Source organism: Cellulosimicrobium sp. SJTW-1 (genome assembly GCF_047716875.1).
Classification (GTDB): domain Bacteria; phylum Actinomycetota; class Actinomycetes; order Actinomycetales; family Cellulomonadaceae; genus Cellulosimicrobium; species Cellulosimicrobium funkei.
In genome coordinates this window covers 2,406,106-2,429,639 of the sequence record NZ_CP136680.1, presented here as the reverse complement: position 1 = coordinate 2,429,639, position 23,534 = coordinate 2,406,106, and the positions used below count along the sequence as shown (strand labels likewise).

The 23,534-nt window shown below is 74.1% G+C and carries 22 protein-coding genes; 13 read left to right on the top strand and 9 right to left on the bottom strand.

Going from position 1 to position 23,534, the window contains the following annotated elements; genetic code table 11:
• Window positions 1-197 precede the first annotated feature (197 nt).
• From fabG to RSE42_RS11070, 3 genes are all read left to right on the top strand, one after another.
• Window positions 198-923 (top strand): 3-oxoacyl-ACP reductase FabG, encoded by a 726-nt coding sequence (gene fabG / locus RSE42_RS11080; RefSeq protein WP_043653054.1) that lies wholly within the window; start codon window positions 198-200, stop codon window positions 921-923.
• A gap of 121 nt (window positions 924-1,044) precedes the next feature.
• Window positions 1,045-1,812, top strand: a complete 768-nt coding sequence (gene fabI / locus RSE42_RS11075) for an enoyl-ACP reductase FabI (RefSeq protein ID WP_021483251.1) — start codon at window positions 1,045-1,047, stop codon at window positions 1,810-1,812.
• Complete coding sequence (locus RSE42_RS11070) at window positions 1,809-2,363, top strand: SixA phosphatase family protein (protein ID WP_415296228.1); 555 nt, start codon at window positions 1,809-1,811, stop codon at window positions 2,361-2,363. Before fabI ends, RSE42_RS11070 begins: the two co-directional genes overlap by 4 nt.
• 70 nt (window positions 2,364-2,433) lie before the next feature.
• Here RSE42_RS11070 and serB read toward each other — a convergent pair whose 3' ends face one another.
• Together serB and glgC are read right to left on the bottom strand one after the other, a co-directional pair.
• Window positions 2,434-3,102 carry a phosphoserine phosphatase SerB gene (serB, locus tag RSE42_RS11065; RefSeq protein WP_415296226.1) on the bottom strand — a complete coding sequence of 223 codons (669 nt, stop codon included), beginning with the start codon at window positions 3,100-3,102 and terminating at the stop codon, window positions 2,434-2,436.
• An 86-nt stretch (window positions 3,103-3,188) separates the two neighbouring features.
• Window positions 3,189-4,430 carry a glucose-1-phosphate adenylyltransferase gene (gene glgC, locus RSE42_RS11060; RefSeq protein WP_021482660.1) on the bottom strand — a complete coding sequence of 414 codons (1,242 nt, stop codon included), beginning with the start codon at window positions 4,428-4,430 and terminating at the stop codon, window positions 3,189-3,191.
• Between the two features lie 118 nt (window positions 4,431-4,548).
• On the opposite strand from glgC, the gene glgA reads away from it, so the two are divergent.
• Both glgA and RSE42_RS11050 read left to right on the top strand, forming a co-directional pair.
• Complete coding sequence (glgA, locus tag RSE42_RS11055; protein WP_415296224.1) at window positions 4,549-5,760, top strand: glycogen synthase; 1,212 nt, start codon at window positions 4,549-4,551, stop codon at window positions 5,758-5,760.
• A complete protein-coding gene (locus tag RSE42_RS11050) occupies window positions 5,757-6,239 on the top strand; it encodes an SRPBCC domain-containing protein (protein ID WP_415296223.1) in 483 nt (160 codons plus the stop codon). Before glgA ends, RSE42_RS11050 begins: the two co-directional genes overlap by 4 nt.
• A gap of 50 nt (window positions 6,240-6,289) precedes the next feature.
• Here RSE42_RS11050 and RSE42_RS11045 read toward each other — a convergent pair whose 3' ends face one another.
• Entirely contained in the window at window positions 6,290-7,126 is an 837-nt protein-coding gene (locus RSE42_RS11045; RefSeq protein WP_415296221.1) for a hypothetical protein, read from the bottom strand.
• Window positions 7,127-7,153: 27 nt separating this feature from the next.
• Here RSE42_RS11045 and RSE42_RS11040 point away from each other — a divergent pair, with 27 nt between their 5' ends.
• The 6 genes from RSE42_RS11040 (at window position 7,154) to RSE42_RS11015 (ending at window position 14,755) form a co-directional block, all read left to right on the top strand.
• Window positions 7,154-7,942, top strand: a complete 789-nt coding sequence (locus RSE42_RS11040; protein WP_021483599.1) for an ABC transporter ATP-binding protein — start codon at window positions 7,154-7,156, stop codon at window positions 7,940-7,942.
• Between the two features lie 73 nt (window positions 7,943-8,015).
• Window positions 8,016-8,486, top strand: a complete 471-nt coding sequence (locus RSE42_RS11035) for an NfeD family protein (RefSeq protein ID WP_319946773.1) — start codon at window positions 8,016-8,018, stop codon at window positions 8,484-8,486.
• A 67-nt stretch (window positions 8,487-8,553) separates the two neighbouring features.
• Window positions 8,554-9,882 (top strand): SPFH domain-containing protein, encoded by a 1,329-nt coding sequence (locus RSE42_RS11030; RefSeq protein WP_137280636.1) that lies wholly within the window; start codon window positions 8,554-8,556, stop codon window positions 9,880-9,882.
• A gap of 168 nt (window positions 9,883-10,050) precedes the next feature.
• Window positions 10,051-10,800, top strand: a complete 750-nt coding sequence (locus RSE42_RS11025; protein WP_144723390.1) for a TetR/AcrR family transcriptional regulator — start codon at window positions 10,051-10,053, stop codon at window positions 10,798-10,800.
• A 113-nt stretch (window positions 10,801-10,913) separates the two neighbouring features.
• Complete coding sequence (locus tag RSE42_RS11020; protein ID WP_021483161.1) at window positions 10,914-12,647, top strand: ABC transporter ATP-binding protein; 1,734 nt, start codon at window positions 10,914-10,916, stop codon at window positions 12,645-12,647.
• Window positions 12,644-14,755: an ABC transporter ATP-binding protein gene (locus tag RSE42_RS11015; RefSeq protein WP_415296218.1), complete on the top strand. Its 2,112-nt coding sequence runs from the start codon at window positions 12,644-12,646 to the stop codon at window positions 14,753-14,755. Before RSE42_RS11020 ends, RSE42_RS11015 begins: the two co-directional genes overlap by 4 nt.
• 77 nt (window positions 14,756-14,832) lie before the next feature.
• Here RSE42_RS11015 and RSE42_RS11010 read toward each other — a convergent pair whose 3' ends face one another.
• From RSE42_RS11010 to RSE42_RS11000, 3 genes are all read right to left on the bottom strand, one after another.
• Window positions 14,833-15,105: a metal-sensitive transcriptional regulator gene (locus RSE42_RS11010; RefSeq protein ID WP_021482683.1), complete on the bottom strand. Its 273-nt coding sequence runs from the start codon at window positions 15,103-15,105 to the stop codon at window positions 14,833-14,835.
• A gap of 262 nt (window positions 15,106-15,367) precedes the next feature.
• Window positions 15,368-15,727: a rhodanese-like domain-containing protein gene (locus RSE42_RS11005; RefSeq protein ID WP_085387788.1), complete on the bottom strand. Its 360-nt coding sequence runs from the start codon at window positions 15,725-15,727 to the stop codon at window positions 15,368-15,370.
• On the bottom strand, window positions 15,724-17,490 hold the full coding sequence (locus RSE42_RS11000) for an FAD-dependent oxidoreductase (protein ID WP_415296216.1): 1,767 nt from the start codon (window positions 17,488-17,490) through the stop codon (window positions 15,724-15,726). Before RSE42_RS11000 ends, RSE42_RS11005 begins: the two co-directional genes overlap by 4 nt.
• A gap of 248 nt (window positions 17,491-17,738) precedes the next feature.
• Here RSE42_RS11000 and RSE42_RS10995 point away from each other — a divergent pair, with 248 nt between their 5' ends.
• Both RSE42_RS10995 and RSE42_RS10990 read left to right on the top strand, forming a co-directional pair.
• Window positions 17,739-18,752 (top strand): phosphodiester glycosidase family protein, encoded by a 1,014-nt coding sequence (locus tag RSE42_RS10995; RefSeq protein WP_415298892.1) that lies wholly within the window; start codon window positions 17,739-17,741, stop codon window positions 18,750-18,752.
• Window positions 18,752-19,900 carry a glycosyltransferase gene (locus RSE42_RS10990; protein ID WP_415296214.1) on the top strand — a complete coding sequence of 383 codons (1,149 nt, stop codon included), beginning with the start codon at window positions 18,752-18,754 and terminating at the stop codon, window positions 19,898-19,900. The genes RSE42_RS10995 and RSE42_RS10990 overlap by 1 nt, the downstream gene beginning before the upstream one ends.
• Here RSE42_RS10990 and RSE42_RS10985 read toward each other — a convergent pair.
• The 3 genes from RSE42_RS10985 to RSE42_RS10975 all read right to left on the bottom strand — a co-directional run bounded on the left by RSE42_RS10985 (window position 19,824) and on the right by RSE42_RS10975 (window position 23,455).
• On the bottom strand, window positions 19,824-22,715 hold the full coding sequence (locus RSE42_RS10985) for a cation-translocating P-type ATPase (RefSeq protein ID WP_415296212.1): 2,892 nt from the start codon (window positions 22,713-22,715) through the stop codon (window positions 19,824-19,826). The genes RSE42_RS10990 and RSE42_RS10985 overlap by 77 nt on opposite strands.
• Before the next feature lie 84 nt (window positions 22,716-22,799).
• Window positions 22,800-23,207: a type II toxin-antitoxin system VapC family toxin gene (locus RSE42_RS10980; protein WP_415296210.1), complete on the bottom strand. Its 408-nt coding sequence runs from the start codon at window positions 23,205-23,207 to the stop codon at window positions 22,800-22,802.
• The gene (locus RSE42_RS10975; RefSeq protein ID WP_171467993.1) at window positions 23,204-23,455 is read right to left on the bottom strand and encodes a type II toxin-antitoxin system Phd/YefM family antitoxin; all 252 of its coding nucleotides are present in this window, start codon (window positions 23,453-23,455) and stop codon (window positions 23,204-23,206) included. The genes RSE42_RS10980 and RSE42_RS10975 overlap by 4 nt, the downstream gene beginning before the upstream one ends.
• Window positions 23,456-23,534: the final 79 nt, after the last annotated feature.

The window sequence follows — 23,534 nt, the reverse complement described above, 5'->3', positions numbered from 1 at the left end:
CCAGTCTACGTTTGTCGGGACCCCACAAAGTGTGGGGGAGCGGTGTGACCTGGCCGCACCGCGCACCGCGGGGCCCGCGCACGGTACGGTCGGTGCGGCGCCGTCGCGCCGGGCCCGGCAGGGCCCACCCGGCACCGGCCGTGCGGGACCCGTCCCCGGCCGCCGCCGACCCACCCGACCGTCCCGAGGAGCCGCACGTGTCCGAAGCCACCGCCCCCGCCCCGCGCACCGTCGTCGTCACCGGCGCGAACCGGGGCATCGGCCGTGCCATCGCCGAGCGCTTCGTCGCGAACGGCGACCGCGTCGCGACCGTCTACCGCGGCGGTGACCTGCCCGCGGGCGTCTTCGGCGCCGTGGCGGACATCACCGACACCGCCGCCGTCGACGCCGCGTTCTCCGAGATCGAGAAGGAGCTCGGCCCGGTCGAGGTGCTCGTCGCGAACGCGGGCGTCACGCACGACCAGCTCCTGCTGCGGATGACCGACGAGGACTTCGAGTCCGTGATCGACGTCAACCTCACCGGCACGTTCCGCTGCGTGCGCCGGGTGACGAAGGGCATGATCCGGCTGCGCCGCGGGCGCATCGTGCTCGTGTCGTCCGTGATCGGCCTCTACGGCGGCGCGGGCCAGGTCAACTACGCCGCCTCGAAGGCCGCGCTCGTGGGCATGGCGCGCTCGATCACGCGCGAGCTCGGGTCGCGCAACATCACGGCGAACGTCGTGGCGCCCGGGTTCATCGACACCGCGATGACCGCCGAGCTCCCCGAGGAGCGCCAGGCCGCGTACAAGTCCGCCATCCCCGCGGGCCGGTTCGCCCAGGCGGATGAGGTCGCCGGGGTCGTGCAGTTCCTCGCGTCCGACGACGCGGCGTACGTCTCGGGGGCCGTGATCCCCGTCGACGGCGGCCTCGGCATGGGCCACTGACCGCACCCCGCGGCGCCTCGCGCGCCGTCCCGCGGAGCCGTCACCGACGCGCCCGCCCCACCTCTCTTTCAGTACGCTCGCCTCAGCGCGCCCACAGCGGGCGCACGACGGAAGGAAACCGATGGGTCTGCTCGACGGCAAGAAGCTCCTCGTCACGGGAGTGCTCACCGACTCCTCGATCGCGTTCCACGCGGCGCGGCTCGCGCAGGAGGAGGGTGCCGAGGTCGTGCTCTCCTCGTTCGGCCGCCAGATGAAGCTCACGCAGGCCTTCGCGAAGCGCCTGCCGGTCGAGGCGCCCGTCGTGCAGCTCGACGTCACGAACGACGACGACCTCGCCGGCCTCGCGGACGCGGTGCGTGAGCACACGGACCGCCTCGACGGCGTCGTGCACTCCATCGGCTTCGCGCCGCAGAGCGTCATGGGCGGCAACTTCCTCTCCGGCACCTGGGAGGACGTGGCGACCGCGCTCCAGGTCTCGACGTTCTCCTACAAGTCGCTCGCGGTCGCGGCGAAGCCGCTCATGACCGACGGCGGCGCCGTCGTCGGCCTCACGTTCGACGCGCAGTTCGCCTGGCCGGTCTACGACTGGATGGGCGTCGCGAAGGCGGGCCTCGAGTCCGCGAACCGCTACCTCGCGCGCGACCTCGGCCCCGACGGCATCCGGGCCAACCTCGTCTCCGCGGGCCCGATCCGCACCACGGCGGCGAAGTCCATCCCGGGCTTCGCGCAGATGGAGGACGCCTGGCCGAACCGGGCGCCCCTCGGCTGGGACCAGACGACGGCGGAGCCCGCCGCGCGCGCGGTCGTCGCGCTCCTGTCCGACTGGTTCCCGGCGACGACCGGCGAGATCGTGCACGTCGACGGCGGCGTGCACGCCATGGGGCAGTGACCGCGGAGGAGCGCAACGGCGCGCAGACCCCCGACGGCGGCACGCGCCGCCTCGTCCTGCTGCGCCACGCGAAGGCCGAGCCCGGCGGCGGGAACGTCGACGACGTGCTGCGCCCCCTCGCGCTGAACGGCCGCCGGCAGGCGGTGCGTGTCGGTGCGGCGCTGCGCGAGTCGGGGCTCGTCCCCGAGCGCGTGCTGTGCTCCTCCGCGCTGCGCACGCGTCAGACGTGGGAGCTCCTGTCGGCGCACCTGGGCGACGTCGCGCCCGACGTGCTCGTGAGCGACGGCCTCTACGCGGCCGACGTCGCCGACGTCCTGGACCTCCTGCGCGCCACGGACCCGCGGGTCCGCACGCTGCTCGTCGTCGGGCACGAGCCCACGATGGCGGCCACCGCGTCGTACCTGGCGGACCCGGCGTCCGACGGCGGCGCGCTCGCCCAGGTGCGCGTCGGCGTGCCGACCGCGACGTACTCGGTGCTGGAGTCCGGGGCGTCGTGGGACGCGTGGGAGCCGCAGGCCGCCCTGCTGACCTACGTGGGCCGCCCGTCCTGACCCGGTCGCGGCGCACCCGCACGACGGAGCCCTGGCACCCCACGGTGCCAGGGCTCTCGCGCGTCCGGGGTCAGCGTGCGGCGTCGACCTGGTCGACGACCGCGAGCACCGCGTCGAGACGCGGTCCGTCGACGCCGTAGGGTGCCTGCTCGCGCACGACGGGCTTGGCCGCGAAGGCGATGCCGACGCCCGCGGCGCCGATCATGTCGAGGTCGTTCGCGCCGTCGCCCACGGCGATCGTCGCGCTCATGGGCAGGCCGAGCTCGGCCGCGAACTCGCGCAGCGCGGCCTCCTTCGCCGCACGGTCGACCACTGGCCCGGTCGTGCGGCCCGTGAGCCGCCCGGCGGAGACCTCGAGCCGGTTCGCGCGGAAGCGCGTGATGCCGAGCTCGGCTGCGAGCCCGGCCACGACCTCCTCGAAGCCGCCCGAGACGAGCGCGACCTCCCAGCCGCGGCGTCGAGCCTCGGCGACGAGCTCGCGGACGCCGGGGGTGAAGGTCGCGCGCGCGCGGACGTCGTCGAACGCCTCGACGGGCACGCCCGCGAGGGTCGCGACGCGCTCGCGCAGCGAGGCGCCGAAGTCGATCTCGCCGCGCATCGCGCGCTCGGTCACCGCCGCGACCTCCCCGCGCGTGCCGGCGTGGTCGGCGAGGAGCTCGATGACCTCCTGCTCGATGAGCGTCGAGTCGACGTCCATGACGAGGAGCCGCACGGGGGCGCTCGGCGGGTCGGGGGTCACGCGAGGGCTCCTCGGGCTGGCGGTCGCGGGCGGGGCAGGGCTCGGCGCGGCGTCGGGCACGTGCACGACGCCGGTCGGGGAAGGCGTCACTCGACGACCGTCCCCTTGGGGACGACCGTGATCCCGGACTCGGTGACCGTGAAGCCGCGCGCGCGGTCCTGCTCCGGGTCGAGGCCGATGCGGGCCTGCTCCCCGACGACGACGTTCTTGTCGATGATCGCGCGGTGCACCTGCGCGTGGCGGTGTACCTGCACGCCGTCCATGAGCACGGAGTCCGAGACGGACGACCACGAGTGCAGGTAGGTGCCGGGCGACAGGACGGAGCCGACCGCCGTCGCGCCCGAGATGATCACGCCGGGGGAGACGATCGAGTCCGCGGCGTGGCCCAGGCGGCCGCGGCCCGCGTGCACGAACTTCGCGGGCGGCAGACCGGTGTAGCCGGTGTGCAGCGGCCACTCCTCGTTGTAGAGGTTGAAGACCGGCGTGACGGCGATGAGGTCCTTGTTCGCGTCGTAGTACGAGTCGATCGTCCCCACGTCGCGCCAGTAGTCGCGGTCGCGGTCGGTCGAGCCCGGCACGTCGTTGCGGATGAAGTCGTAGACCGCCGCGGTGCCCTTCTCGACGAAGGCGGGCACGATGTCGCCGCCCATGTCGTGGCGGGAGTCCGCGTTCGCGGCGTCGGACGTGACGGCCTCGATCAGCGCGTCGGTGTCGATGACGTAGTTGCCCATCGAGGCGAGCACCTCGTCCGGGGAGTCGGCGAGGCCCACCGGGTCCGACGGCTTCTCGCGGAACGCGGCGATCTTCGTCGGGTCCTTCGGGTCGGTCTCGATGACGCCGAACTGGTCCGCCATCGAGATCGGCTGGCGGATGCCCGCGACGGTGAGCTGCGCGCCGGACTCGACGTGCGCGTCGACCATCTGGGAGAAGTCCATGCGGTACACGTGGTCCGCGCCCACGACCACGACGATGTCCGGACGCTCGTCGTCGATGATGTTGAGGCACTGGTAGATCGCGTCCGCGCTGCCGAGGTACCAGTGCTTGCCGACGCGCTGCTGCGCGGGCACCGGCGCGACGTAGTTGCCGAGCAGCGAGGACATGCGCCACGTCTTCGTGATGTGCCGGTCGAGGCTGTGCGACTTGTACTGCGTGAGCACGATGATGTGCAGGTAGTGCGAGTTCACGAGGTTGGACAGCGCGAAGTCCACGAGGCGGTAGATGCCTCCGAACGGCACCGCGGGCTTGGCCCGCGAGGCGGTGAGCGGCATGAGGCGCTTGCCCTCGCCCCCGGCGAGGACGATGGCGAGGACTCGGGGTGCGGCGGCCATGCCCAGACGGTAGCCCCTCGGGGCGGGACCACGCAGCAGGACCCGCATCCTGGGCGCGGGTCGCGTCGGCCCCGCCCACCGGGGGTCCGCGGCGGGCGACTCGGCTACGGTGTGGCGCGTGAGAGTCGACCTCCTGACCCGTGAGTACCCGCCGCACGTCTACGGCGGGGCCGGCGTGCACGTCGCCGAGCTGTCCGCGGTGCTGCGGCGCCACGTCGACGTGCGCGTGCGCTGCTTCGACGGCCCGCCCGGCGACGACGGCGTGACCGGGTACTCCGTGCCCGGCGTCCTGTCCGGGGCGAACGCCGCGCTCGGCACGTTCGGCGTCGACCTGCAGATGGCGGACGACGTCGCAGGCGCCGACCTCGTGCACTCGCACACCTGGTACGCGAACCTCGGAGGCCACCTCGCGGGGCTGCTGCACGGCGTCCCGCACGTGCTGTCCGCGCACTCGCTCGAGCCGCTGCGGCCGTGGAAGGCGGAGCAGCTCGGCGGCGGGTACGCGCTGTCGTCGTGGGCGGAGCGCACCGCGTACGAGGGCGCGGCGGGGATCGTCGCGGTCTCCGGCGGGATGCGCGACGACATCCTGCGCGTCTACCCGCAGGTCGACCCGGCGAAGGTGCACGTCGTGCACAACGGGATCGACCTCGACGGCTGGCGCCGCCCCGAGCCCGGCGTGCAGCAGGACGTCGCCGACCGCGTCGTGCGCGACCTGGGGATCGACCCCGGGCGGCCCGCCGTGGTGTTCGTCGGGCGGATCACGCGCCAGAAGGGGCTGCCGTACCTGTTGCGGGCCGCGCGCTCGCTGCCCGACGACGTCCAGCTCGTCCTGTGCGCGGGCGCCCCGGACACCCCGGAGATCGCCGCGGAGGTGAGCGGCGCCGTCGCCGAGCTGCAGGCCGAGCGCAGCGGGGTCGTCTGGATCGAGCAGATGCTGCCGCGCGCCGAGCTCGTCGCGGTGCTCGCCGCATCGACCGTCTTCGTCTGTCCGTCCGTGTACGAGCCGCTCGGCATCGTCAACCTCGAGGCGATGGCCGTCGGGCTGCCCGTCGTCGGGACCGCCACGGGCGGCATCCCCGAGGTCGTGGACGACGGCGTCACCGGCCTCCTCGTGCCGATCGACCAGGCGGACGACGGCACGGGCACGCCGCTCGACCCCGACCGCTTCGTCGCCGACCTCGCCGCCGCGCTCACGCAGGTCGTGAGCGACCCCGAGCGGGCCGCCGCGATGGGCCGCGCGGCGCGGCAGCGCGTCGAGGACCACTTCGCGTGGGACGCGATCGGCGAGCGCACGCTCGAGGTCTACCGGACGGTGCTGGGGCAGTCGTGACCACCGCGGGGAGCGACCGGGTCGACGAGGCGTCGCGCCTCGTCGCCGCCGCGCCCCGCGCCGTGTACCGCGCGCTCGTCGACCAGGACGCGCTCGCGGCCTGGCTCCCGCCCGACGGCATGACAGGGAGCTTCGAGCGCTTCGACCTGCGCCCCGGTGGCGGCTACCGCATGGTCCTCGCCTACGACGACCCGCAGGCCGACCCCGGGAAGACGGGCGAGGGGACCGACGTCGTCGACGTCGCCGTCGTCGACCTCGTCCCGGGCCGGAGCGTCGTGCAGCAGGTCGTCTTCGCCGCGGACGATTCGGCGTTCGCCGGGACCATGACGATGACGTGGACCGTGGAGCCGGTCGGGGACGGCGCGCGCGTCACGGTCCGCGCGACCGGCGTGCCGCCGGGCATCTCCCCGGCGGACCACGCCGCCGGGATGGCCTCCTCGCTCGCCCACCTCGACGCGTACGTGACGGCGCGCGCCTGACGGCCCACCCCGCGCGGACCGGGCCAGGCGGTGGCGGTCAGCGGTCCGGGTCAGGCGGTGGCGGCCCAGAACGTGGCGGCGCCCACGGCGTGGCGGGACGCGCGGTCGACCTCGCGCAGCGCCGTCGAGCGCTGGTCGGCCTGCCAGAGGTTGACGGCGCCGCCGTCGTCGGCGGTCGCGAGGTCGACGATCGCGCGCAGGCGCACGGCCTGCACGAGGACCTGGACGGCGCGCGGCGGGACGCCGGGCGGGAGCTGCCAGGTCGGGGCGCCGCCCGCGCGCAGGTCGGCGATGGCGCCCGCGGCGTCGTCGCGCCAGCGGGCGACGTCGAGCTCGTCGAGGGCGCGCGTGGCCAGCAGGAGCGCCGTGCGCAGGTCGCGCTCCGCCTCGGGGAGCGACCCGACGGCGCCGAGCACGCGGGCGCTCCACGGCCCGACCTGCGTGACGTGCCACGTGACGAGGTGGCCCGGCTCCAGGTCGCTGCCGAACTCCGTGACCTCCGGCACGAGCGCCCACGACCCGGACGACGTCGTGACCACGACGCACTCGCCCGCGTCCGTCGCGCGCGCGGAGACCTCGGGCGGGACGCCCGACACGTCGCCGGGGACCGGCGCGAGCGCGACGACCTCGCGCGCGTCGCCGGCCCACGCGCCCGCGAGGTCCGCGAGCCGGACGTCGCCGAGCGCCCCGGACACCACGTGCGGCTCGTCGTCGCGCTCCACGGCGCGCACGAGGCGGGCCGTCCCGTCGTCGTCGCCGAGGCGCGCGGCGCGCAGCCAGAGCGCGAGCAGGGCGCTGCGAGGGAGGGCGCCCGCGCTCGACGCGGAGCCGGGGCCCGGGGCGGGCTGCGGGGCGTCGTGCGGACCCTCGGACGAGTGTGAGACCACGACGGCCAACCTATAGGGTCGGTGACCATGAGCGCGGTTCTCGACCTGAAGGGCGTCACCGTCCGACGCCACCCCAAGACCATCCTCGACGCGGTGGACTGGCAGGTGAACGAGGGCGAGCGGTGGGTCGTGCTGGGCCGCAACGGCGCCGGCAAGACGACGCTCCTGCAGATCGCGTCCGCACGCATGCACCCCACGGCCGGCACGGCCGACGTCCTCGGCGAGCGGCTCGGCCGCGTCGACGTGTTCGAGCTGCGCCCGCGCGTCGGGCTCGCGTCCGCGGCCCTGGCCGACCGCATCCCCGGCGACGAGACCGTGCGCGACGTCGTGCTCACCGCCGCCTACGGCGTCACGGGGCGGTGGCGCGAGGAGTACGAGGAGTTCGACGCGCAGCGCGCGGACGACCTGCTCGCCGCGTTCGGCGTCGACCACCTCGCGGACCGCACCTTCGGCACGCTGTCCGAGGGGGAGCGCAAGCGCACGCAGATCGCGCGCGCCCTCATGACGGACCCGGAGCTCCTGCTGCTCGACGAGCCCGCCGCGGGCCTCGACCTCGGGGGCCGCGAGGAGCTCGTGGGCGCGCTCGCGGAGCTCGCCGGAGACCCGGCGTCGCCGGTCCTCGTGCTCGTCACGCACCACGTCGAGGAGATCCCGCCGGGCTTCACGCACGTCCTGCTGCTCAAGGACGGCGTCGTGCACACCGCGGGCCCGATCCGCGAGGTGCTCACCGCGGAGAACCTCAGCGACGCGTTCGGCGTGCCGCTGCTCGTCGCGCACGGCGGCGGCCGGTGGATGGCGCGCGCCGCGCGGGCGTGACCTCCGAGCGCGGCACGCGCCCGGGGCGTGCACCGCGGGCGGAAATTCGGTAAAGTACACGTAAAGCGCGCACGTGGGATCGGGGGTCGAGATGGACTGGCTGTGGTGGGTCGGAGCGGCACTGCTCCTCGGTCTCGTGGAGATCATCTCGCTCGACCTCGTGCTCATCATGCTCGCCGGGGGATCGCTCGCCGCCGCCGGCGTCAACGCCGCCGGCGGGCCGCTCTGGCTCCAGATCGTCGCGTTCGCGGTCGTGAGCGTCATCCTGCTCCTCACGCTGCGCCCGTGGCTCCTGCGGCACCTGCGCTCGCGCGTCCCGCTCACGGAGACGAACGTCGCGGCGCACGTCGGCCGCACGGCGCTCGCCGTCGACCGCGTGAGCGAGTTCGGCGGCCGCGTGAAGCTCGTCGGCGAGGTCTGGACCGCGCGGACCGAGCCCGACGCGCCGCAGATCCCCGTGGGCACGGAGGTGCGCGTCGTCCGGATCGACGGCGCGACGGCCGTCGTCGCGCCGCTGCCCGCCCAGCACCCCACCGGGTCGTGACCAGCCGGCACACCCGCACCGCGCCGCCGGGCGACCGGTCGCGCGACCGACGACCAGGAGGCAGTCGATGAACGACCCCAGTCCCGGAACGATCCTCGCGTACGTCGTCCTCGCGCTGATCCTGATCTTCGTCATCGTCGCGCTCGTCAAGGCGGTGCGCATCGTGCCGCAGGCGGTCGCGATCATCGTCGAGCGCCTGGGCCGGTACTCGCGCACGCTCGAGCCGGGCCTGCACCTCCTGGTGCCGTTCATCGACCGCGTCCGTGCCTCGGTCGACCTGCGCGAGCAGGTCGTGTCGTTCCCGCCGCAGCCGGTCATCACGTCCGACAACCTCGTGGTGAGCATCGACACGGTGATCTACTTCCAGGTCACCGAGCCGAAGTCCGCGGTCTACGAGATCGCGAACTACATCACCGCGATCGAGCAGCTCACCGTCACGACCCTGCGCAACGTCATCGGCTCGATGGACCTCGAGCAGACGCTCACGAGCCGCGACCAGATCAACGGCCAGCTCCGCGGCGTGCTCGACGAGGCGACCGGTCGCTGGGGCATCCGCGTGAACCGCGTCGAGCTCAAGTCGATCGACCCGCCGCCCAGCGTGCAGGGCTCGATGGAGCAGCAGATGCGCGCCGAGCGTGACCGCCGCGCCGCGATCCTCACCGCGGAGGGCGTGAAGCAGTCGCAGATCCTCACGGCCGAGGGTGAGAAGCAGGCGGCGATCCTCCGGGCCGAGGGTGACGCGCAGTCCCAGATCCTCCGGGCCGAGGGCGAGGCGCGCGCGATCCTCCAGGTCTTCGACGCCATCCACGAGGGCGACGCGGACCCGAAGCTGCTCGCCTACCAGTACCTCCAGATGCTCCCGCAGATCGCGAACGGCACGGCGAGCAAACTGTGGGTCGTGCCGACGGAGTTCACGGCGGCGCTCGGCTCGATCGCCAAGGGGTTCGGCGGCGTGCCGGGGATCGACGGCGGGGGAGTGCCGAGCGGGGGCCCCGCCGAGGACGCGGAGGCGGCCGAGGCGAGCGCCGAGGCGCGTCGTGAGCGCGACCGCGACCGCGTGAGGTTCGGCGTCCCGTCGCTCACCGACCCCGCCGAGGCCCTCGCCGAGGCGCGGCGTCAGGCGGAGGCCGCGACCGCGGACGCGACGAGCTCGGGCACGCGGTCGGGCCTGCCGTTCGACCCGCAGACCGAGCGGGGCCAGCACCCGGGTGGCCCCGGCGAGCACCACGCGGCCGCGCCGGAGCCCGGGACCGCCACGCCGCGTCCGCTGGGCGGGCCGTCGCAGTACGCGCCGCCGCCTCCGCAGCCGATCGTCGAGGACGCGCCGACCACGGACGAGCCCCCGCGCGACGAGCCGCCCGCCGGCGGGCCGCCGTCCTTCTCGCCGCGGCACTGACGGGGCGCGCCACCGCGCGGCCCCAGCGGCCGTGGTGGCCCCCGGCCACGCACGACGACGACGCCCCTGCACCCACCCGGGTGCGGGGGCGTCGTCGTGCCGGCCGCCGGAGGTTCGCCGGGAGCGGACGGCCGTGAGAGTGAGTGCTCACTCAGTTACCGTCGAGACGTGGTCCCCGTCTCCGTTCCCTCTGATGCCCCGCCCGACGCTCCTCTCGACGCGCCCTCGGGCGCGCGGTCCGAGGCGGCCGCCCCGGAGCGCACCCGCGCACGGCCGCTCTCGCGCGAGGAGCGCCGCGACGCGATCGCCGCCGCGACGATCCCGCTGCTCGTCCAGCACGGCGCCGCCGTGACGACGCGCCAGATCGCCGACGCCGCGGGCGTCGCGGAGGGCACGCTGTTCCGCGCGTTCGCGGACAAGGACGAGATCCTCCACGCCGCGGTCGTGCGCTCGCTCGACCCGGCGCCCGCCGTCGCCGCGATCGGCACGCTCCCGGACGACGACGGGCTGCGCCCGCTCGTCGTGAGCATCGTCGAGTTCCTGCTCGAGGCGCAGCGCGTCGGCATGCGCATCTTCGCCGCGGCGCACCAGGTGCTCGACCCGCACCGCGCGACGGCCGACCGCGCCGAGGCCGTGCGCCGGATGCGAGCCGGGGACGGCCGGGACGCCCGTCGGGCCGGGTTCGACGCCCGGGAGCGGTCGGCGCGCGAGATCGTCGCGGCGATCGAGAGCAAGCTCGCGGCGCACCGGACGCAGCTGCGCGTGGACCCGGCGCTGGCCGCGCGGGCGCTGTTCTCGCTCGTCTTCGGAAACGCCTTGCCGCACCTCTCGGGCGGTGACAGGCTCGACGCCGTGCAGCTCGCCGACCTCATCCTCGGCGGCATCGGGGCGGACGTCACGACCGACCCGTCGCCCTGACCGGCGGCCCGTCCACGACGCGCGCGCACCCTCGTCCGGTGCCGCCCGCCCCGCGCACCCGCGACCCGCGGCTCGCGCCCTCGTCCCGCAGCCCCCTCCCGGACAGGAAGCCCATGCTCGTCAGCCTCTTGCGGACGCGACTGCGTCCCTACCGGACGCCGATCGTCGTCCTCCTCGTGCTCCAGCTCCTCGCGACGCTCGCGTCGCTCTACCTGCCGAGCCTCAACGCCGACATCATCGACCAGGGCGTCACGCAGGGCGACACCGCCTACATCATGCGCACCGGGGGCCTCATGCTCCTCGTGAGCCTGGGCCAGGTCGTGTGCGCGGTCGCGGCCGTCTACTTCGGCGCCAGGGTCGCCATGTCGTTCGGCCGCGACGTGCGCGCCGGGCTGTTCACCAACGTGCAGCGCTTCTCCGCCCAGGAGATGGGCCAGTTCGGGGCGCCGTCCCTCATCACCCGCACGACGAACGACGTGCAGCAGGTGCAGATGCTCGTGCTGCTCTCGCTGACCATCATGGTCATGGCGCCGATCATGCTGGTCGGCGGCGTCGTCATGGCGCTGCAGGAGAACGTCGAGCTCTCCGGCCTGCTGCTCGTCATCGTGCCCGTCCTCGGGGTGAGCGTCGGGCTCATCATCTGGCGGATGGTGCCCTACTTCCGGCAGATGCAGAAGAAGATCGACGGCATCAACGCCGTGCTGCGCGAGCAGATCACCGGCATCCGCGTGATCCGCGCGTTCGTGCGAGAGCGTCGCGAGGCCGAGCGGTTCGACGTCGCGAACGACGCCCTGTTCGACGTCTCGCTCAAGGCGGGCAAGCTCATGGCGCTCATGTTCCCGACCGTCATGCTCGTCATGAACGCGTCGAGCATCGCGGTGCTGTGGTTCGGCGGGCGCCAGATCGACGCCGGCGACATGGAGGTCGGTGCGCTCACCGCGTTCCTGTCGTACCTCATGTACATCCTCATGGCCGTGATGATGTCGACGATGATGTTCATGATGGTCCCGCGCGCGGCCGTCTCCGCGGAGCGCATCACCGACGTCATGCAGACCCGCGCGACGGTCGTCGAGCCCGAGCGGCCCGTCGCCCTCACCACGCGGACGGGCCGCGTCGAGCTCGACGGCGTCGAGTTCCGCTACCCCGGGGCCGAGGAGCCCGTGCTCCACGACGTGTCGTTCGTCGCGGAGCCCGGGCGGACCACGGCGATCATCGGCTCGACCGGCTCCGGCAAGACGACGCTCCTCAACCTCGTGCCGCGGCTGTTCGACGTGACGGGCGGCGCCGTGCGGATCGACGGGACCGACGTGCGCGACCTCACCGGCGCGGACCTCGGCTCCCTCCTCGGCCTCGTGCCGCAGAAGGCCTACCTGTTCTCCGGGACGGTCGCCGACAACCTCCGCTACGGCCGGCCCGACGCCACCGAGGAGCAGATGTGGGAGGCCCTCGAGGTGGCGCAGGCGCGCGACTTCGTCGAGGCGCTCGACGGCGGCCTCGACGCACCGGTCGCGCAGGGCGGCACGAACTTCTCGGGCGGGCAGCGTCAGCGGCTCGCGATCGCCCGCGCGATCGTGCGCGACCCGGCGGTCTACCTGTTCGACGACTCGTTCTCCGCGCTCGACTACGCGACGGACGCCCGCCTGCGCGCGGCGCTCGCGCCCCGCACGCGGCGCTCGACCGTGATCGTCGTGGCGCAGCGCGTCGCGACGATCCGGGGCGCCGACCAGATCCTCGTGCTCGACCACGGCCGCATCGTCGGTCGCGGCACGCACGCCGAGCTCCTCGAGTCCAACGAGACGTACCAGGAGATCGTCTACTCCCAGCTCTCGATCGAGGAGGCAGCATGAGCGGCGAGCAGGACGCCTCGCGCACGCCCGCGACGTCGGGCGACGGCTCTCCCGAGACCGGCGCACCCGCGGCGGCCGGCGGGCGCGACGTCGCCGGGACCCGGCTCGCGGGCCGACCCCGCGGTGGCGGCGGGCACGGCCCCATGGGCGGCATGGGCGTCCCCGGGGAGAAGGCGCTCGACTTCAGGGGCTCCCTGCGCCGGTTCGTGGCCTCGCTGCGCCCCGAGCGCGTGCCGATCGTCGCCGTCGTGATCCTCGGCGTGGTGTCCGTGGCGCTCGCGGTCGCCGGGCCGAAGCTCCTCGGCAACGCGACGAACATCATCTTCGCGGGCGTCGTCGGCTCGCAGCTCCCGGCCGGCGTCACCCAGCAGCAGGCCGTCGAGGCGCTGCGGGCGCAGGGCCAGGACCAGGTCGCCGACCTCGTCTCCGGCGTGCCGGGGCTCGTGCCGGGGGAGGGCATCGACTTCACCGCGCTCGCGACCGTGCTCGCGTGGGTGCTCGCCGTGTACGTCGGCTCGTTCCTCTTCGGCTGGCTCCAGGGGCGCATCACGGCGATCGTCGTGCAGCGCACGGTCTACCGGCTGCGGGGCGAGGTGCAGGCCAAGCTGGCGCGCCTGCCGCTGTCGTACTTCGACCGCAACGCCCGCGGCGAGATCCTCTCGCGCGTGACGAACGACATCGACAACATCTCCCAGACGCTCACGCAGACGCTGTCGCAGCTCGTCACGTCCGTGCTCACGGTGGTCGGCGTGCTCGGCGTGATGTTCTGGATCTCGCCGCTGCTCGCGGTCGTCGCGCTCGTCACCGTGCCGCTGTCCGTGCTGGTCACGGCGCAGATCGCGAAGCGGTCCCAGCCGCAGTTCATCCGGCAGTGGGCCGCGACGGGCCGCCTCAACGCGCACATCGAGGAGATGTACACCGGCCACACGCTCGTCAAGGTGTACGGCCACCAGCAGGCCGCGATCGACGACTTCGAGCGCGAGAACGCGGCGCTCTACGACGCGAGCTTCCGCGCGCAGTTCATCTCGGGCACCATCCAGCCCGCGATGGGCTTCCTCGCGAACCTCAACTACGTGATCGTCGCGGTCGTGGGCGGCCTGCGGGTCGCGTCGGGCACGATGACCCTCGGTGACGTGCAGGCGTTCATCCAGTACTCGCGGCAGTTCACACAGCCCATCACCCAGATCGCGTCGATGATGAACCTGCTCCAGTCGGGCGTCGCGTCGGCGGAGCGCGTGTACGACCTGCTCGACGCGCAGGAGCAGACGCCCGACCCGTCGCCCGCGAAGACGGTCGACCCGGTGCGTGGCCGCGTCGCGTTCGAGGACGTCTCGTTCTCCTACGACCCGGACGTCCCGCTCATCGAGCACCTCGAGCTCGTCGTGGAACCGGGGCAGACGATCGCGATCGTCGGGCCGACGGGCGCGGGCAAGACGACGCTCGTCAACCTGCTCATGCGGTTCTACGACGTGGACGGGGGCCGGATCTCGCTCGACGGCGTGGACACGCGGGACATGACGCGCGACGACCTGCGCTCCGACATCGGGATGGTCCTGCAGGACACGTGGCTCTTCCAGGGCACGATCGAGGAGAACCTGCGCTACGGCGTCCGCGACGGCCGCACCGTGGACGACGAGGCGTTCCTCGCCGCGACGCGTGCGACGCACGTCGACCCGTTCGTGCGCACGCTGCCCGACGGGTACGCCACGGTGATCGACGACGAGGGCTCGAGCGTGAGCGCGGGGGAGAAGCAGCTCCTCACGATCGCGCGTGCCTTCCTCGCCGACCCGGCGATCCTCGTGCTCGACGAGGCGACGAGCTCCGTCGACACGCGCACGGAGGTGCTCGTGCAGCAGGCGATGAACGCGCTGCGCGAGGGCCGCACGTCGTTCGTCATCGCGCACCGCCTGTCGACGATCCGCGACGCGGACACGATCCTCGTCATGGAGCACGGCTCGATCGTCGAGCAGGGGTCGCACGACGAGCTGCTCGCGGCCGGCGGCGCCTACGCCCGGCTGTACGAGAGCCAGTTCGCGGCGCCGCTCGACGCCGAGGCGGAGGACCCGGAGGGCGTGGGCGCTCCCGCGGGCGGTCCGGCGGGACGCTGACACGCCGCGGCCCGCACCGCGCCCACCCCGAGGGGTGAGGCGAGGTGCGGGCCGCGTGCGTTCCGGTGCCGTCGCGCTCAGGCGAGCGACAGGAAGAGCTTCTCGAGCTTGGCCACGTCGAGCGTCGGGTCCTCGCCGTCCTCGGTCGGCTCGGTGAGGCACTGGCGCATGCCGGACGCGATGATCGCGAACCCGGCCCGGTCCAGGGCGCGCGAGACGGCGGAGAGCTGCGTGACGACGTCCTCGCAGTCCCGCCCCTCGTCGAGCATGCGCACGACGGCCGCGAGCTGGCCCTGGGCGCGCTTGAGCCGGTTGGCGACCTTGCTCATGTCGGTGGGGTCGAGCTCCACGGTCGTCCTCCTGCGTTCGTCGGTGTTCTTGTCGGTTCTCGTCGTGGCGTGCCTGGTCAGGCGCAGGTGCAGCGCTGCTCGGGCGGCACCTCGGCCATGACCTCGTCGGCGTGCATGCCGCAGCCGGTCCAGGTGGTCTTGCCGCACGTGCGGCACAGGGCGGGACTGCACATGGTGGGTCTCCTCGGGTGTGGGGGTCGATCGGGGGTGCGAGGGTCGGGGTTCGGCGGGGCCGGGGGCGGCCGTGCGTGGTGGCGCAGGATCAGCGTCGCACGGCTCCGCCCGCGGCCTGCCACGCGCCGAGCCCGCCGGACAGGCTCGTCGCGGCGTAGCCGAGCGAGCGGAGCTGGCGCGCCGCGGTGCGCGAGCGCATCCCCGACGCGCACACGACGACGACGGTCGCGCCGTCCTGCAGGCGCCGCGGCGCGACCGACGGGACGTCGGCGAGCGGTACGTGCACGGCCTGGGGCGCGTGCCCGGCGCGCCACTCGTCGCGCTCGCGCACGTCGAGGAGCGTCGCGCCGTCGCGGACGAGCTGCACCGCGGTGGTGGCGTCGACGGTCGGGCGCACGCCGCCGTCGTCGGAGGAGCGGGAGAACAGGCGGCGGAGGCGGTCGATCATGCGGGGACTCCTTCGAGGGTGCGCGCGGCGCGCGGCGTGGTGGTCAGGGTGAGCCAGCCGCCGGAGAGGTTGCGCGCGTCGAGCCCGGCGGCGAGCAGGACACGGGTCGCGAGGTAGGACCGCACGCCGCTCGCGCAGTGCACGGCGACGGGGCGCCCTTCCGCGGCGGCGCGCACCTCGTCGAGCCGCTCGCGCAGCTCGGTGTGCGGCACGTTGAGGGCGCCGTCGAGGTGGCCGCCGGCGTGCTCGGCGCGCGACCGGACGTCGAGCACGAGCGACGTCGCGACGACCTCGTCGAGGTCGGCCGCGTGCCACTGCGGCATGGTGCCGTCGAGCACGTTCTGGGCGACGAAGCCCAGCATGTTGACGACGTCCTTGGCGGCGCCGAAGGGCGGGGCGTACGCGAGCTCGAGCTCCGCGAGGTCGTCGGCGGTGAGCCCGGCGCGCAGCGCGGTCGCGAGCACGTCGATGCGCTTGTCCACCCCCGCGCGGCCTACGGCCTGCGCGCCGAGCAGGCGGCCGTCGGGCGCGAAGCTCGCCGTCACGTGGACCGGCTCGGCGCCGGGGAACCAGCCCGCGTGGTGGGCGGCGTGGACGCGGACCTGCTCGTGGGCGACGTCGGCCGCCGCCAGGGTGGCGTGGCTCGGCCCCGTGACCGCGGCGGTGAGCCCGAACACGCGCACGATCGCCGTCCCGAGCACGGGCGCCTGCGGTGTGGTGCGGTGCCCGGTCATCGCGTCCGCGGCGCGGCGGCCCTGGCGGTTGGCCGGACCCGCGAGCGGGACGGGGCCCGTCGCGCCGGTGACCGCGTGCACGACCTCGACGGCGTCGCCGACGGCCCACACGTGCGGGTCGGACGTGCGCTGGTCTGCGTCGACGCGGATCGCTCCGCGCTCGCCGAGCGCGAGCCCGGCCGCCGCCGCGAGGTCGCTCGCGGGCCGCACCCCGACGCTCACGAGCACCACGTCGGCGTCGAGGACGGTGCCGTCCGCGAGCTCGAGCGCGACGGCGTGGTCCGCGCCCTCGGGCTGCGGCACGACGGCGCTCGCGGAGGTCCCGAGGTGGAGACCGACGCCGTGGTCGCGGAGCTCGTCCGCGAGCAGCGGCGCGAGGTCGGGCTCCAGCGGCGGGAGCACCTGGTCGGCGCGCTCGACGACGTCGACCGTGAGACCGCGGCCGACGAGCGCCTCCACGGCCTCGAGCCCGATGAAGCCCGCGCCGACGACGACGGCCCGCAGCGGGGCCGTGCGGCCAGCGACGACCTCCGCCTCGAGCTGCGCGAGCCGGGCCGCCAGGGCGTCGAGGTCCGCCATGGTCCGCAGCGTGTGCACGGCCGGGTGGTCGAGGCCCGCGACGGGCGGGAGGACGGTGGTCGCGCCGGGCGCGAGGAGGAGCGCGTCGTAACTGAGCTCGTACGTGCCGTCCTCGGCGGCGACGGTGACCGTGCGCGCCGCGCGGTCGACCGCGGTGACGCGGTGGCGCGTCCGCACGTCGAGGTCGAGGCTCGCGCGGAGCGAGGCGGGCGTGTGCAGCAGGAGGGCGTCGCGCTCCGCGATCTCGCCCGCCACCTGGTACGGCAGGCCGCAGCCCGCGAACGAGACGTGGTCGGACTGCTCGAGCACGATGACCGACGCGCGCTCGTCGAGGCGGCGGGCGCGCGCGGCGGCGCTCATGCCGCCCGCGACGCCGCCGACGACGACGATGCGGCGGGCGCCGTCGGGGTCGGACGGGTGGGTCGTCGAGCCGGGGGTCGAGGGGATCATGCTCCGACGATACCCCGGGGGGTATCCCTCACGGCAAATGGACGGGCTGAGAGGTCGGTCACCGGACGCGCCGGGCAGTGGCGCGCGCCGCTCACAGCCGACGGACAGCCGTGGCATCCCCACAGCACACGCCTGCTCCGTAGACACGGCCCATGAGCAACCCCACCTCGCACCTCGCCTCGTCAGCCTCGCCCGTGCCGCCCGTGCCGCCCGTGCCGCCCGTGCCGCCCGTGCCGCCCGTGCCGCCCGTGCCGCCCGCGTCCCGGCGCCGACGACGGTGGCGTGCCGCGCTCGTCACCGCCCTCGCGGTGCTGCTCCCGCTGGGTGGCGCCACGGCGTGGGCGCTGGACCGGTTCGTCGTCGAGCACGTCGAGATCGCCGACGTGTCGGCGTACGAGGCCTCGCAGGGTCTCGACGCGAGCGGGGCGTCGGGCCAGGGGGCGACCGCGGACGACGGCGCGGGCGCCTCGACCGGGACCTCGGCGGGCACCTCCGCGGGCACCGGGACGGTCGACGGCGACACGTACACGTCCGACAGCACGAGCATCACGGTCTCCCGGGTGACCACCGGGTCGGGGGACGACACCCTGACGTACTACGTGGCCGACGTCGTGCTCTCCGACATGACGGACCTGCGCTCCGCGTTCGCGCAGGACGCGTTCGGCACGAACATCACGGAGACGACGTCGGACATCGCTGCCGACAACGGCGCCGTCCTCGCGGTCAACGGCGACTACTACGGGTTCCGGGACACCGGCATCGTCATCCGCAACGGCGTCGTGTACCGGGACGAGGGTGCGCGCGAGGGCCTCGCGATCTACCGCGACGGCAACGTCGAGGTCTACGACGAGACGACGACGGATGCGCAGAGCCTCGTCGACGCCGGGGTGTGGAACACGCTGTCGTTCGGGCCCGCGCTCGTCGAGGACGGCGAGGTCGTGGCCGGGATCGACGACGTCGAGGTCGACACGAACGTCGGGAACCACTCGATCCAGGGCGAGCAGCCGCGCACGGCGATCGGGGTCGTCGACGAGAACCACCTCGTCCTCGTCGTCGTGGACGGCCGTCAGGAGGGCTACTCGCGCGGCGCGACGACGACCGAGCTCGCCGGGATCTTGCAGGAGCTCGGCGCGACGACCGCCTACAACATCGACGGCGGCGGGTCCTCGACCCTCTGGTTCGACGGCGAGGTCGTCAACAGCCCGTCGCAGGGTCGTGAGCGGGGCACGTCCGACGTCCTCTACGTCGCGGACGGTGCCTGATGGCCGCCGCGACCACGCGCGAGCAGCCCGCGGACCCGGCGACGAGCGTCGCGCGGACCGCCGTCGTGGTGCCTGCGTACCAGCCCGACGCGCGGCTCGTCGCACTCGTCGACGCGCTGCGGGCGGCCGTCCCCGAGTCCCCGGTCGTGGTGGTCGACGACGGCAGCGACCGGCGGTGCGGGGGAGTGTTCCGCGCGGTGCGGGCGCTGGGCGCCGTGGTGCTCACCGTCCCGGTGAACCGTGGGAAGGGCTACGCGCTGCGGACCGGGATCCGGTGGGTGCGCGACCGGCTGCCCGGCCACGGCGTGGTGTGCGCCGACGCGGACGGGCAGCACACCGTGCTCGACGTGCTGCGGGTCGCCGCGCGCTCGCAGGCCGAGCCCGAGGCCGTCGTGCTCGGCGCGCGCCGCTTCGCGGGCGACGTGCCGGTGCGCAGCCGCGTCGGCAACGCCGCGACCCGCTGGGCGTTCGCCGCGACGACCGGCACGCGTGTCCGGGACACCCAGACCGGGCTGCGCGCCTACGGGCCGGGCCTGCTCGGCGATCTCCTCGCCGTGCGCGGGGACCGGTACGAGTACGAGCTGCGCGCGCTCCTCGAGGCGACCCGCGCGGGCCGCCGGATCGTCGAGGTGGACGTCGCGACGGTGTACCTCGACGACAACGCGTCCTCGCACTTCCGGCCCGTCGCCGACTCGCTGCGCGTGTGGGCGCCGCTGCTGCGGTTCGCGGCGTCGTCGCTCGGTTCGGCCGCGGTCGACGTCGTCGCGCTGCTCGCGCTGCACGCGGTCACCGGGTCGCTCCTCGCGGCCGTGGTGGGCGCGCGCCTGCTCAGCGCGGGCGTGAACTTCGCCGTGAACCGCCGCCTGGTGTTCCCGGGCGGGCGCGATCTCCCGCTGCGCGTCGCGGCGGCCCGGTACGTGGCGCTCGCGGCCGTGCTGCTCGCGGCGAGCTACGGGCTGCTCGCGCTGCTGACCGGGATCGGCCTGCCGCTCCTCGCGGCCAAGGTCGGCACCGACGCCGTGCTCGTCGCGACGAGCTACGAGGTGCAACGGCGCGTGGTGTTCGCGCCTCTCAGCGCTGAACGGCGTCCCGCTCGACGAGGGCGGGCACGTGGTCGCGCGCCGTCCAGCGCCGGCCGACCCACTTGATGACCTCGACGAGCAGGAAGACGACGAGCGCGAGCCCGAGCGTCTTGCCCCACTCCGCGAGCGCGATGGGTGCCGAGTCGAACCACGAGTGCATGAACGGCGCGTAGACGAAGACGGCCTGCAGCGCGAGCAGCGTCGCCGCCGAGACCCAGACCACCCGGTTGCCGCGCAGCACGTCGAGCGTGAGGCTCGACCGGTCGAGGAACCGGCAGTTGAACAGGTAGGCGAGCTGGCCGAGCGCGAGCATCGTGACCGCCGTCGTCTGCGCCTCGGCGAGCGGGACGCCCTGCGCCCGCTCGACGTAGAACAGCAGGATGGTCGCGCCGCCGATGAGGAGCGACACGAGCAGGATGCGGCGCACGTACGCGCCGTCGAGGATCGACGCCTTGGGGTCGCGCGGGGCGCGGCGCATGACGTCGGGCTCCGCCTTCTCGTACGCGAGCGCGAGCGACAGCGTGACCGCGGTGATCATGTTGATCCACAGCACCTGGACCGGCTGGAGCGGCAGGGTGAGGCCGAACAGGACCGCGACGAGGATGACGAGCGACTGCGCGCCGTTGGTCGGGAGCAGGAACAGGACGGACTTGCGGATGTTGTCGTAGATCCGCCGGCCCTCCTTGACGGCCCGTTCGATGGTCGCGAAGTTGTCGTCGGCGAGCACGACCTCCGCGGCCTCCTTGGTCGCCTCGGTGCCCTTGATGCCCATCGCGACGCCGACGTCCGCCTGGGTGAGCGCGGGGGCGTCGTTGACGCCGTCGCCCGTCATCGCGACGACCTCGCCGTGCGACTGGAGCGCGGACACGATCCGGATCTTGTGCTCGGGGCTCGTTCGCGCGTACACGTCGACGTCGCGCACCACCTGGCGCAGCTTCTCCGTGCTCATCTCCTCGAGCTCGGGGCCGGTGAGCACGGCCGGCGCGGACGAGCCGTCGTGGGCGTCGACGATGCCCATCTCGCGGCCGATCGCGAGCGCGGTTCCCGCGTGGTCGCCGGTGATCATCTTCACGCGGATGCCCGCGTCGCGGCACTCGGCGATGGCCTCGATCGCCTCGGGCCGCGGCGGGTCCACGATGCCGACGAGCCCGCACAGCTCCAGGCCGTCCGCGACGTCGGCGACGTCGAGGTCCGCCGCGCCGTCGGCGGCCGGGCGTCGCGCGGCCGCCAGCACGCGCAGACCCTGCCCGCCGAGCGCGTCGATCTGCGCGTCCCAGAACGCGCGGTCGAGCGGCTCGTTGCCGCCGTCCGGGCCGACCTGGGTCGCGCAGCGGTCCAGGACGCGGTCGGGCGCGCCCTTGACGTGCACGTGCAGGCCGCCGTCGGGGTCGGCGTCGAGCGTGGCCATGAACTTGTTCTCGGACTCGAACGGCACGACGGCGACGCGCCGCCACCCCGTCGGGTCGACGCCGGCCTTCATGCCGAGCGTGCGCAGCGCACCCTCCGTCGGCTCGCCGACGAGCCGCCATCCGTCGGTGTCCTCGCCGTCGGGCACGATCCGCGCGTCGTTGCACAGCATCATGACCGTCGCGAGGGCCGCGAGGTCGCGGTCGTCGGCGAGGTCCGCGTGCCGGGTGCCCGACGCCGGTCCCTCGCCCGCGCCGTCCACCTCGCCGGGTGCGCCGGTCGCCCCGGGGCGGGGTGCGTCGTCGGGCACGGTCACGTCTCCCACGGGCGCGTACCCCGCGCCTGCGACCGCGAACGTGCGCCCGCTCGTGCGGACCGTGCGCGCCGTCATCTCGTTCTTGGTGAGCGTGCCGGTCTTGTCCGAGCAGATCGTGGTCACCGAGCCGAGCGTCTCGACCGCGGGGAGCTTGCGCGTGATCGCGCGACGCCGGGCCATCTGCTGCACCCCGAGCGCGAGGGTGATCGTCACGAGCGCGGGCAGGCCCTCCGGCACCGCGGCGACCGCGAAGCCGATGGACGCCGAGATGAGCTCCGGGACGGTGAAGTCGTGGAAGACGCGGCCGATGATCACCATGACGACGGCCATCGCGAGGATGAGCACCGCGAGCAGCTTGCCGAACCGGTCGAGCTGGCGCGTCAACGGCGTCGCGAGGCTGCGGACCTCGGAGATCATCGTCTGGATCCGGCCGATCTCGGTCGCCGTCCCGGTCGCGGTGACGACGCCCACGCCCTGTCCGGCGGCCACGAGCGTGCTCGAGAAGAGCATGCTCGACCGGTCGCCCACGCCCGCGTCCGCCCCGACCGGGGCCACCGACTTTGCCGCCGCGACCGACTCGCCCGTGAGCGCCGACTCCTCGACGCGCAGGTTCGTCGCCTGGATCAGCCGCACGTCCGCGGGCACGCGGTCGCCCGAACGCACGCGCACGACGTCGCCGGGCACCACGTCGTCGGCGTCCACGCGGGCCCACGCACCGTCGCGCCGCACCTCGGCGTTGACGGACAGCATGTTCCGGATGCCCTCGAGCGCGCTCTCCGCGCGCCCCTCCTGGATGAACCCGATCGCCGCGTTGATCACCGCGACCGCGAGGATCACCGTGAAGTCGACCCAGTCGCCGAGGATCGCCTTGAGCACCGCCGAGACGAGCAGGATGTAGATGAGGATGTCGTCGAAGTGGACGAGGATCCGCTTCCACAGCGGGTCGCGCTGCGGCGGCGGCAGCCGGTTGGGCCCCACCTCCGCGAGCCGCGTCGCGGCGTCGGCGCTGGAGAGGCCGCCCGCGTCCGTGCCGAGCTCGGCGAGGACGGCGTCGGGCGGGCGCGACCACGGCGCGTCGAGCGACCGTTCGGTCGTGCTCGCCGAGGTCGAGGAGGCCGCCGTGGCGGGGGTCGGTGCAGCGTCCGGCGCGGATCCCATGCCCCTATTCGACCCCCGATGCCCGGATCGCGCGAGGGGCGAAGGACCGTGACCCGCGACACGCCAGCGGCTGGCGGTCAGCGGTCAGGAGAACGGGTTGACGACGGGGACGCCGCTGTCGACGAAGTCCCGGGTGTTCCGTGTCGCCACCGTGAGCCCGTGGGCGAGCGCGGTCGCCGCGAGCAGAGATTCGACGACGGGCAGCGGGCGCGCCGCGTGCGCGGCCGGCCATCGCTGCGCGATCTCGAGCGTCACGGGGAGGATGCGGTCCCCGTACGTCTCCTCGAGACCGTGGAGCCACGTCTCGAGCGCGGTCGCCCGCGCGGCGTCGCGGGGCACGAGGCGCTGGACCCCGGTGCGGATCTCGCCGACGGTCAGCACCGAGAGGTAGATCTGGTGCGTCCGCAGCCCGCGGAGCCAGGTGACGACCTGCTCGTCCGGTCGGGTTCGGACGAGCTCGGAGACGACGTTCGTGTCGAGCAGGTACCTCACGCGTCGACCCCGAGATCGAGCTCGCGCAACGGAGTCCGGTCACGGGTGAGGTCGAGGTCGTCCGCCGTGGGTGCCTGAAGGAGGTAGTCGGCGAGCTCCACCCGGACCCCGGCGAGCTCGTGGTAGAGGTCGATCCCGACGACGACGGCGATCTCCTTGCCGTGCCGGGTGATGACCTGTGGACCGTTCTCGGCCTCTCGCAAGACCTCGCTCAGGCGTTGCTTCGCGTCCTGCACCTGCCAGCTCATGGGACCCCCGCTCCTCGTCCTGTCTGGACAGACTAGACAGGACGGAGCCGGGGATCAAGGCGCGTGGCATGCCTGGGAG